Origin of the sequence: uncultured Aquimonas sp. (genome assembly GCF_937888285.1) — a bacterium.
Classification (GTDB): Bacteria; Pseudomonadota; Gammaproteobacteria; order Xanthomonadales; family Xanthomonadaceae; genus Aquimonas.
The window spans coordinates 1-8,762 of record NZ_CALART010000061.1; the positions used below are offsets into that span (position 1 = coordinate 1).

Sequence of the window (8,762 nt, forward strand, 5' to 3'; positions counted from 1 at the left end):
CGCCCTTGACCGCTTTTGCTTCTCGTCAGCACGCTGCCGGCCATGATTCTGACAAACGGAAAATGCAGCGCTTACCGAGCGCTAGCACGCGGCGGCACATTCCAGTTTCGTACTGAATGCCCCCCCTGGTGCAGGCCTCAGGCGGCTGACACGGGATAAACTACTATTATCCCGCTTTAATTTACAGCCAACTCGTGGTCATTTCTGTAATTGAAATAGTATGTAATTACATGGTATGTAATACATTACGAAATCGTCCAGGGAGGCGGCCATGGCCCGTGCTGGGTTGTACAAGAGCGATGTACAGAGGGCCCGCGACGCTTTGCGGGTGCAGGGTAAGCACCCATCGGTGGACGCGGTTCGGGTGGCACTGGGCAACACTGGCTCCAAGACCACTATCCACCGTTACCTCAAGGAGCTGGAGGAAGAGGAAGGGCAAGGCTTGGGCGCGAAAGTCGCTGTCAGTGAGGCGTTACAGGACCTGATTGGCCGGCTCGCTGGGCGCCTGCACGAGGAGGCTGAGGCCGTTGTCGCCGAGGCCCAGCAGCGTTTCGAGGCGCAGTTGCAGGAGCGCGGACAAGCACTGGAGCGTGCGCAGCAGGAAGCCGTGGCCTTGAGCGCCCAGATCCAGGGCAACGAAACGGCGTTGCACGACGAAAAGACCGCTCACGCGACCACCCGGCAGGCCCTGGCCGACCGTGCCACCGAGGTTGCCCAACTCGGCGAGCGCATCGCCGGTCTGACCACACGCCTGGCCGAGCACGAGGCCCACGCGCAGTCGCTGGAACAGAAGCACCAGCACGCCCGCGAGGCGCTGGAGCACTACCGGACCTCGACCAAGGAACAGCGCGAACAGGAGCAGCGCCGCCACGAGCACCAAGTGCAGGAGCTGCAGGTCGCACTGCGCCAGGCCAACGAGGCGCTGACCGCCAAGAACCACGAGTTGGTGCAGCTCAACCGCGACAACGGACAGTGGCTGGAGCGCCATAGTCGCCTGGAGCGGGAACTGGCACAGGTGCGGCAGGCCGCCGACGACCAGCGAAAGGAACTGGACGCGCTGCGGCTCACGGCGGTTGAGCACCAAGCTCTGCAAACGCGCTGGGCGCAAGATACCCAGACGTTGGAAGCCGTACGGGCGGAGTTGGCCTGCGCTCGCGCCGATCTAACGAAGGAGCGGGAGCGTCGCGAACAGGCCGAGGCCGAGGCCCTGCGGGCTGGTGTGCGCCGGGATACCTTGGAGCAGTTGCTGGCGCAGCTGCGACCCGATCACACTGACGGTTCGAGCACCCAAAAAAATCCGGCAACCGGATGATTTCACAAAAGAAATCGGACTCTATGGGGCATTTTTACACGTATCTCGGCCGAACCCCCACAGGGCCTCATCCCGCTGCGAGACTGTCCTGCAACCATGCACGCGCCCGCACCCAGTCGCGCTGTACCGTGCGCACATCCACGCCCAGCTGGGCGGCGATGCCGTGGCTGTCCAGACCGGCGAATACCCGCAGTTCGATCACCTGGGCGAGGCGCGGGTCGTGGGCGTCGAGCGCGCGCAGGCTCTGCTCCAGCGCAAGCAGGGCGTCCGGATCGGCGCGCTGGGCGCAGTCGAGTTCGTCGATGTCGAGCTTGTGGCCGCTGCGTTTCGCGGTTGCGCGCGCGCGGCAGTAGTCGATCAGCACATGGCGCATGGTGCGCGTCCACAGCGAGAGCAGATGCGACTCATCGCGGGCCTCGAGATGACCGCCGCCGGCCACCCGCAGATAGGCCTCGTGTACCAGCACCGTGGCCGACAGGGTGGCAGGCGAGGGCGATTGCCCGAGCTGGCGGCCGGCGATGCGCTTCAGGCGCGAGTAGAGATCCGACAGGGAGCGCGCTTCGATGCCTTGGGTGACCTGGGGCTGCGTGGGCTTGGGCTGGGCTGTGGGGCTGTGCATGGCGGACTCCGGATTTGCGGGAAGACCAGGACGGTCCCGCTTGAAGTCGACATGGAGCGCCCGATCCCGCCACCTGTTGCTTCGCGTCGACGCGGGACGACGCGAAGGCGGCTCCTAGGGTGGGCCCTGGCCCACCATGGCCTTGAGGCCTGCGCCGGTGTGTCGATCTCGGAACCCCCGGAGTGCAGACCTCGCGCGGTCGACGGCGATGACCGGGGCGAGTATCGAGCGCATGGTGGGCCAGGGCCCACCCTATACGGGCTCAGGGCCGGCGTAGCGATTCGGGGCCGCCGGAGCGTGTGTGACGGCCATCTCCGTAGGCCTGCGCGTGCGCCCAACATCGAATCGAGAATCACATGGCGGGTTTCGCCGCCCGGCGACGACTCTCATGCACAGGACGCTTGAATGCCTGCGGTCCAGAACTTCAGGCGACTCGCGTCCACCGCCCCCAACGTTCCATGGAGATCGACATGCCGTCCCGCAGCTCCGTTCGCACGCTCGCTTCCGCCATCGCCGCCGCCTTCGTCACCGCGTTCGCGCCGCCCCCCAGCTTGGCCCAGACCGCGCCGAGCTCGCAGTACCAGGTGCTGGAGTTCGACTACGCGCCGGCCACGCCCACTCCGGGTCTGGACCTGCGCCCGGGCCGCTACCTGCTGCAGCTGCGCCGTGACCCGTCCGGCAACTACGAGGGCCTGCTGCGCGGACCTCGCAACGAGATCGTTGCAGAGCGGCTCCAGTTCAGCGCCAGCAGTGGCTGTAGCACGAACCCTCCTGCCAACGCAGTTCTCTCAACGCGCGCACTGCCCGCTCAGCGCGGACTCAACGTGCTGCACCTGGAGGTAATTGAAGGTACTGGTTCTTGCACTCTTTACGGGGAACTACCCAACTTGGGCTTCACGCTTCCGGAAAAACCTCCCCAGTGGCTCGAATGTGAGCAACCGACCGAGATCGAAGAGACCGGGGCTCGCGACCCTGGACCGGTCTGCAACGTGGAGGAGTGGGAACCGCCTCTCGCGGCGCCGCGACCGGATCTGGAGCCCGGGCCTGTGATTGTCTTCGGGGGAAAGCAGACGCGTTGGAGCGATGGCGTCAGAGTTCACGCGCGCGATGCACATGCACGGCTGCAGGGGCGTTGCGTGTTCGAGTACACGTACTCGATTGGCAATACGGGGCGCGCAGAGTCAGCCTACACGGATGCGAGTCTGCTGCTGGAGCATCGCTTTGGCCTCCAACTCGATGTGGTGCCGCTGCCTGCCCTGTCGGTCGCAGGCGTGCAGCGTGTGCGAGGGCGCGTTGCGCTGCCTGCGGGGACGTGGCGGATATTCGCGCATGCGGATGCGAGCGCTCTCGTAGCGGAGCAGAATGGTCAGAACAACGCCAGGTCGCTGATTGTGGAGGTCGCACCTGATTGCTCCGTGCCCGCGGCCCAATGAGCACGGGCTGAACACCTCCCAGAGTGGGTCTCGACGTTGCGATTCGCGGCCTGTTCCACACGCGTTCGGCCGCTGCGCGACTTCGACCTGGCTGCGCTCAGCGAAGCGTGATCACGCATCGGCTTGACGATGGGCAGTCGCTCGGCACTGGCCCTGCGGAAGCCAAGTGAATCCGAGTTGCCTCGATTGCTCGTATACGCATTGCATAAGATTCAAGGCAAGCGCTCGTGGGCTCTGGCAAGCGCGCGCTCCAACTGGGAGCGAACCTGGGTGACGGCGCTTGTTGGCGGCGTCGTCATTCCTTCGTACAGCGAGAGAGCCGTGCGCAGTGCTTCTGCTCCCTCGGCAGGCTTGTCCAGACCCAACAAGGCCTCACCGAGAACGTGGAAGCAGTCTGCAAGCGCAGGGCCTCCGTCCTCGCCAGTTCCGAATCGCTCGATCGCCAGCAGAGCTTCCGAGCGACTGGCTTGATGATCGCCTGCCAGCAGCCAGGCGCGTGCTCGCCAGCGGTGAAGGATTGCCAAGTCGCGGTCGGAGTGATCGGCCTCTTGGAGCAATCGTTGCGCGAGCGAGAGCTCTTCGAGTGCGGGCTGCGCCTGCCCTGCTTCGATCAGAGCGATGATCAGATTGCGTCGGAAAGCGTCATTCCAGGCCGCGTGAGATTCCGGCAAGGCAGCTACGGCCTTGCGAAAGGCCTCGATGGCCTCCTCAAGCTTCCCTCGACGACGCAGGCTGGTTCCCAGCTCGTTCCAAGCCAGCGCGACCCTGGCATGACGCGCCCCGAAATGCATGCCGTGAATGAGGAGCGCCTCCCGGTGTGCGGCCTCGGCTTCGTCGAGCCGGTCCATCTGCGCGTACAGGTTGCCGAGATTGCCGAGCACGATGCCAACGGAGGGATGGTGCTGGCCTCGGCTGGATCGCAGAGCGTCAATGGATTCGAGGTACAGCGGAAGTGCCGGCTCCAGCTCACCCTGTCTACGCAGGACCATGGCCAGGTCAGCCTTGACTTCGCCGATACGAGGGTGGGCGTCGGGCAGCCGCAGGGCCATGAGCGCCAAGGATTCCCGCAGCATCCCCTCCGCCTGCGCATGTCTTCCGAGGCCGCGCTCGATCATCGTGAGCTGGTTCAAGCTCGCGGCGATCCGAAGGACATCTGCCCCCGCGGCTCGGCGCAGTTCAAGCGCCTCTTCACCCATGGCCTTTGCCTGTTCGGGCAGGTTCTGCCGCCGCTTCAGCTCGGCAAACTGGAACAGCGTCTCGGCCACCTGCAGGGACTCGCCCGTGGTGGCGGAGCGCAACAGGCGAAGGGACCTTGCCAGCAGTTCGTCAGGCAGCGCTAGCTCGTTGCCTTCCCCGAGCAGTCGCCCCCGACTCCGGTACACCCGAGCCGCCAGCAATGGCTGTTCCGCTTCCAGCCCTTCAGCCAGCGTCTGCGCCTGGGCCAGCAACTCTTCCGCGCGCTGGCGATTGCCCAGGGCCTGGTACACGTCCCCCACCGTCAGCAGCAGCTCCGCCCGCACCTCCGGGTGTGCGCCCAGCTCGCCTTCGATCTGCGCGAAGCTGCGATCCAGCAGGGCCTGCACGCTCAGGGGTTCGCCGCCGCTGATATCGGGATCGATGCCCTCGAACAAGCGCTGCACCAGGCTTTGCACCTGGCGCGCCTTGGCCGCTTCGGCCTGGGCGCGGTCGCGCTCGCGCTCCAGCGCGCGTGCCTGCAGGTTGAGCGTGACCAGATAGACGCTGAGCAGGCCCAGGGTCAGCGCGGCGAAGGCAAGCCCCACCGGATGCCGGCGCACGAAGCGGCCCATGCGGTAGCGCCAGGTGTCGGGGCGGGCGTGCAGGGTGCGGCCCTGGCGCGAGCGGATCAGGTCGTCGATCAGCTCGTCGACCGTGCCGTAGCGTCGCTCGGGGTTCTTCTGCAGAGCCTTGCCGACAATCGTGTCGAGGTCGCCGCGAAGGCGCCGGCGCAGCTGGCGCGGCTGCAGGTGGCGACGCAGGGCGAGGTCGGTGTCGCCGCTGCCGATGCTCTGGCTGGGTCGCGTGGGGTCCTGTTCGCAGACGATGCGCTCGATCGCGGCAGGGCCGGTGTTGCCGACCCGCTGGGCGCGGTGGCCGCAGAGCAGTTCGTACAGCAGCAGCCCGAGCTGGTAGACATCGCTCGCGGTGGTCACCGGCTGTCCGCGCACCTGCTCGGGCGAGGCGTAGTCGGGGGTGAACATGCGCTGCTCGATGCGCGTGGCCAGCGGGTCCCCGCCTTCGCCGTCGCCCAGCACCTTGGCGATGCCGAAGTCGAGCAGTTTCACCCGACCGTCCGGACGCACAAGGATGTTCGAGGGTTTCAGGTCGCGATGGATCACCAGGCTGCGATGCGCATGCGCAACCGCGCGGCAGACCTCGATGAACAGCTCGATGCGGGCCTCGACGCCGAGCCGCTTGCCGTCGCAGTACTGGTCGATGGGGGCGCCGTCGACGTACTCCATCACCAGGTAGGGATGGCCCTGCGCATCGCGGCCGCCGTCGAGCAGGCTGGCGATGCCCGGGTGGTTCAGACGCGCGAGGATCTGCCGTTCCTGCAGGAAGCGCCGCGCGAACTCGCCGATCGCGAAGCCGCTGCGGATGAGCTTCATGGCGCCGAGCTGCTCGAAGCCGGCGTCGATGCGCTCGACCTTCAGCACCTCGCCCATGCCGCCCTGGCCGATCCGCTCCAGGATGCGCCAGCCGCCGATCTGTTCGGGCAGGGCGGTGTCCTCGAAGCCGAGGCTGGCCGACAGGGCAGGGCTGCCCTGTTCGACCGCGGCATCGATCAGGCGCGCGGCTGCGGCGGCATCGAGCGCCAGCGGGTCGGTGTCGGAGGCGCACAGGGCCAGCATCTCCTCGACATCGGCACGCAGCGAGGCATCTTCGATGGCGGCCAGAAAGGCCGGGCGTGCGTCGTCCTCCAGGTCCAGAGCCTGCATCAGCAGGCGATCGATCTCGATGCGGCGGTCGAGGCTCACGGCTCGCCCTGGAAAGCCTTGAGCAGCCAGGCGCGGGCGCGCAGCCAGTCGCGCTGCACGGTGCGCAGGGAGGTGTCGAGCGCGGCCGCGGTTTCCTCCTCGCTCAGGCCGCCGAAGTAGCGGCACTCGACCACCTGGGCCAGGCGTTCGTTGAACTGGCGCAGCTGCTCCAGCGCGAGGTCGACCGCGAGGATGTCCTCGGCCTGCTCGTCAATCGCCACCAGATCGGGCGTGAGGGTCAGATCGGGCTGGCCGCCGCCGCGCTTGTCGCGGCAGCGCGCGCGGGCGGCGTCGACCAGGATGCGCCGCATCGCCCGGGCGCAGATCGCGAAGAAGTGCGTGCGGCTCTGCCAGTCGACGCCCGTCTCGTCGACCAGCTGCAGCCAGGCCTCCTGCAGCAGGGCGGTGGTCGACAGCGTCTCGCCGCCGAGCCCGTCGCGCCGGCGCTGGCGTTTGGCGATCTCGCGCAGTCGCGCATAGACGATCGGCACCAGCGCGTCGAAGGCAGCGCGCTCGCCGCTGCGGTGGCGCTGCAACAGCTGGGTGATCTCGGCGTCCATGGGCGATCGCGGCTTTGTGCGGTGGCCGAATCATACGGCGGGCGTGGGCCGCGCTGCGGAATGTCGAGGCTGGGCGTGCCGCCGGCCCGGCTTCTGCGTCCGCCGCGCCGCCGTGTTGGCGCCGGCTGTCGTTTTCGCCTCGGCGCCGCGTGTATGCGGTTGACGACGCGCGGTGCAGATCCGACCGCCGGGACGTCGGACCGCATTGACGCATGAGGAGATCCGCCATGAATACGATCCATCTGATCCGCAATGGCCTGCTGCTGGGCCTCGGGCTTGCCGCCAGCGCCGCATCCGCCCAGGTCGAGTACCGCAGCCTCGACCTGCAGGCCGTCTTCGGCAGCGAGCTGGTGCCGGCCAAGTCCAACGTCGAGGTGCGCTGGGAGCACCTCGGCAAGGCCCGCTTTGGCGACATCGACACCGCCGGCGCGGAGTCGCCGCTGCCCGAGACTGGCAAGAACGAGGTCGAGGACCGCCTGAAAGCGATGTCCGCCGAACTGGACGCGCGGCACTGGGTGGCGGTCAATCTGCGCACCGGCGACGAGTACCTGGTCGAACTGCCGCTCGACACTGCGCGCAGCCTGCGCATGCTCTCGGCCAAGGCCGGCTGGGAGCAGGGCGACGAAGGCCCTGCCAACGACTCCGCCGGTGCCCGCGCCGAGGCGCAGATGCCGCTGCTGGGCGACGCCAAGGGCTGGAGCAATGGCCACGACAGCCGCACCCGTCGCTTCGACAACACCAGCTATCCCTATCGGGCCATGGGCCAGATCGGCGGCGGTCTTGACTGGGGCTGTTCCGGCACCCTGGTCGGGCGTCGCCATGTGCTGACTGCCGCCCACTGCCTGTTCGGCTGGATCGAGCAGGATGACGGCAGCTTCGAGGGCACCTGGACCCTGGGTGGGCGCTTCCGTGCCGGCCGCGAGGGCAGCTGCAACAACGCCAGCTGCGAGCCCTACGGCGAACAGCAGGGCGTGTGGTACTACACCCCGGCCGCCTGGCGCGCCAGCCGCAACGCCTGGAACCACGACTACGGCCTGATCGTGCTGGACGGCACGCCGGGCAGCCAGACCGGCTGGCTGGGCTATGCCGCGATCGCGCAGGGTTCGCTGGAGGACTACTGCGACAAGGTGCCCTTCGGCCCCGGCTACCTCGGCGGCCAGTGCTACAACCGCGGCTACCCGGCCTGCGGTTTCAACGAGGCGCCGCTTGAATGCCGCGTCAACAACAGCCTGCAGGGCTGGGCCTACCAGGACACCAAACCCTGCGAGATCGGCAGCTTCGGCAGCAACGGTGCCGACGGCTGGGCGGCGCGCTTCTCCACCAATTGCGACCTGAGCCGCGGCCACTCCGGCTCGGCGGTGTTCACCGACGCCTGGAATGGTTCGGGGCATGTCGTGTTCGGCGTGGTCAGCACGCAGAGCTGCACGACCTGCAGTGCCGGCGAGGTCTACGTCAACGGCATCCGCCGCGTGACGCCGGAAGTGCTCGACATGATCGCGTACTTCAAGGCTGACAAGCCCTAACAGCTTGTTGAAAAACTCCCTTCCAGGGAGTTCTTCAAGTCGGCGGTCCGGCGCTGGTCCGTACCGCCTCACGACGAAGCAATCGCTTACGCGCTTGCTTCGTCGTCCCGGCCATCCCTGGCCGGGCTAGCAGGCCGTTTTTTTCAGCCTGCTAAGGGCGGCTGTTCGCAAGCCGGTCATCTCCGCGCAGGCGGGGATGACCGGCCTCTTCGCGAGGCGCGTGGGCAGGTGTCTTCGCACGGCCGACAGACCCCAAGCCCGCGTACGCTCTTCCCGAATCCCGAATCCCGAATCCCGAATCCCGAATCCCGAATCCCGA

6 protein-coding genes are annotated in these 8,762 nt (G+C 67.3%); 3 read left to right on the forward strand and 3 right to left on the reverse strand.

Annotated elements, in window-relative coordinates:
- Positions 1–271: 271 nt before the first annotated feature.
- Positions 272–1,312, forward strand: coding sequence for a DNA-binding protein (locus tag Q0654_RS12455; RefSeq protein ID WP_298854236.1), 1,041 nt, complete (start codon positions 272–274; stop codon positions 1,310–1,312).
- 67 nt (positions 1,313–1,379) lie between these two features.
- On the opposite strand, the gene Q0654_RS12460 is transcribed toward Q0654_RS12455, so the two are convergent.
- Positions 1,380–1,931 carry an ECF-type sigma factor gene (locus tag Q0654_RS12460; RefSeq protein WP_298854239.1) on the reverse strand — a complete coding sequence of 184 codons (552 nt, stop codon included), beginning with the start codon at positions 1,929–1,931 and terminating at the stop codon, positions 1,380–1,382.
- A gap of 458 nt (positions 1,932–2,389) precedes the next feature.
- Here Q0654_RS12460 and Q0654_RS12465 point away from each other — a divergent pair, with 458 nt between their 5' ends.
- Positions 2,390–3,364: a hypothetical protein gene (locus Q0654_RS12465; protein WP_298854241.1), complete on the forward strand. Its 975-nt coding sequence runs from the start codon at positions 2,390–2,392 to the stop codon at positions 3,362–3,364.
- Positions 3,365–3,576: 212 nt separating this feature from the next.
- On the opposite strand, the gene Q0654_RS12470 is transcribed toward Q0654_RS12465, so the two are convergent.
- Together Q0654_RS12470 and Q0654_RS12475 are read right to left on the reverse strand one after the other, a co-directional pair.
- Complete coding sequence (locus Q0654_RS12470) at positions 3,577–6,360, reverse strand: serine/threonine-protein kinase (protein ID WP_298854243.1); 2,784 nt, start codon at positions 6,358–6,360, stop codon at positions 3,577–3,579.
- A complete protein-coding gene (locus tag Q0654_RS12475; protein WP_298854245.1) occupies positions 6,357–6,920 on the reverse strand; it encodes an ECF-type sigma factor in 564 nt (187 codons plus the stop codon). Before Q0654_RS12475 ends, Q0654_RS12470 begins: the two co-directional genes overlap by 4 nt.
- A gap of 227 nt (positions 6,921–7,147) precedes the next feature.
- On the opposite strand from Q0654_RS12475, the gene Q0654_RS12480 reads away from it, so the two are divergent.
- On the forward strand, positions 7,148–8,443 hold the full coding sequence (locus Q0654_RS12480; protein ID WP_298854247.1) for a trypsin-like serine protease: 1,296 nt from the start codon (positions 7,148–7,150) through the stop codon (positions 8,441–8,443).
- The last annotated feature ends 319 nt before the right edge of the window (positions 8,444–8,762 follow it).

What these genes read in the sequence shown, in the direction of transcription:
- Q0654_RS12465 (WP_298854241.1), top strand. Translation starts at nt 2,390, where the DNA reads ATGGAGATCGACATGCCGTCCCGCAGCTCCGTTCGCACGCTCGCTTCC.
- Q0654_RS12480 (WP_298854247.1), top strand. Translation starts at nt 7,148, where the DNA reads ATGAATACGATCCATCTGATCCGCAATGGCCTGCTGCTGGGCCTCGGG.
- Q0654_RS12475 (WP_298854245.1), bottom strand. Translation starts at nt 6,920, where the DNA reads ATGGACGCCGAGATCACCCAGCTGTTGCAGCGCCACCGCAGCGGCGAG.
- Q0654_RS12455 (WP_298854236.1), top strand. Translation starts at nt 272, where the DNA reads ATGGCCCGTGCTGGGTTGTACAAGAGCGATGTACAGAGGGCCCGCGAC.
- Q0654_RS12460 (WP_298854239.1), bottom strand. Translation starts at nt 1,931, where the DNA reads ATGCACAGCCCCACAGCCCAGCCCAAGCCCACGCAGCCCCAGGTCACC.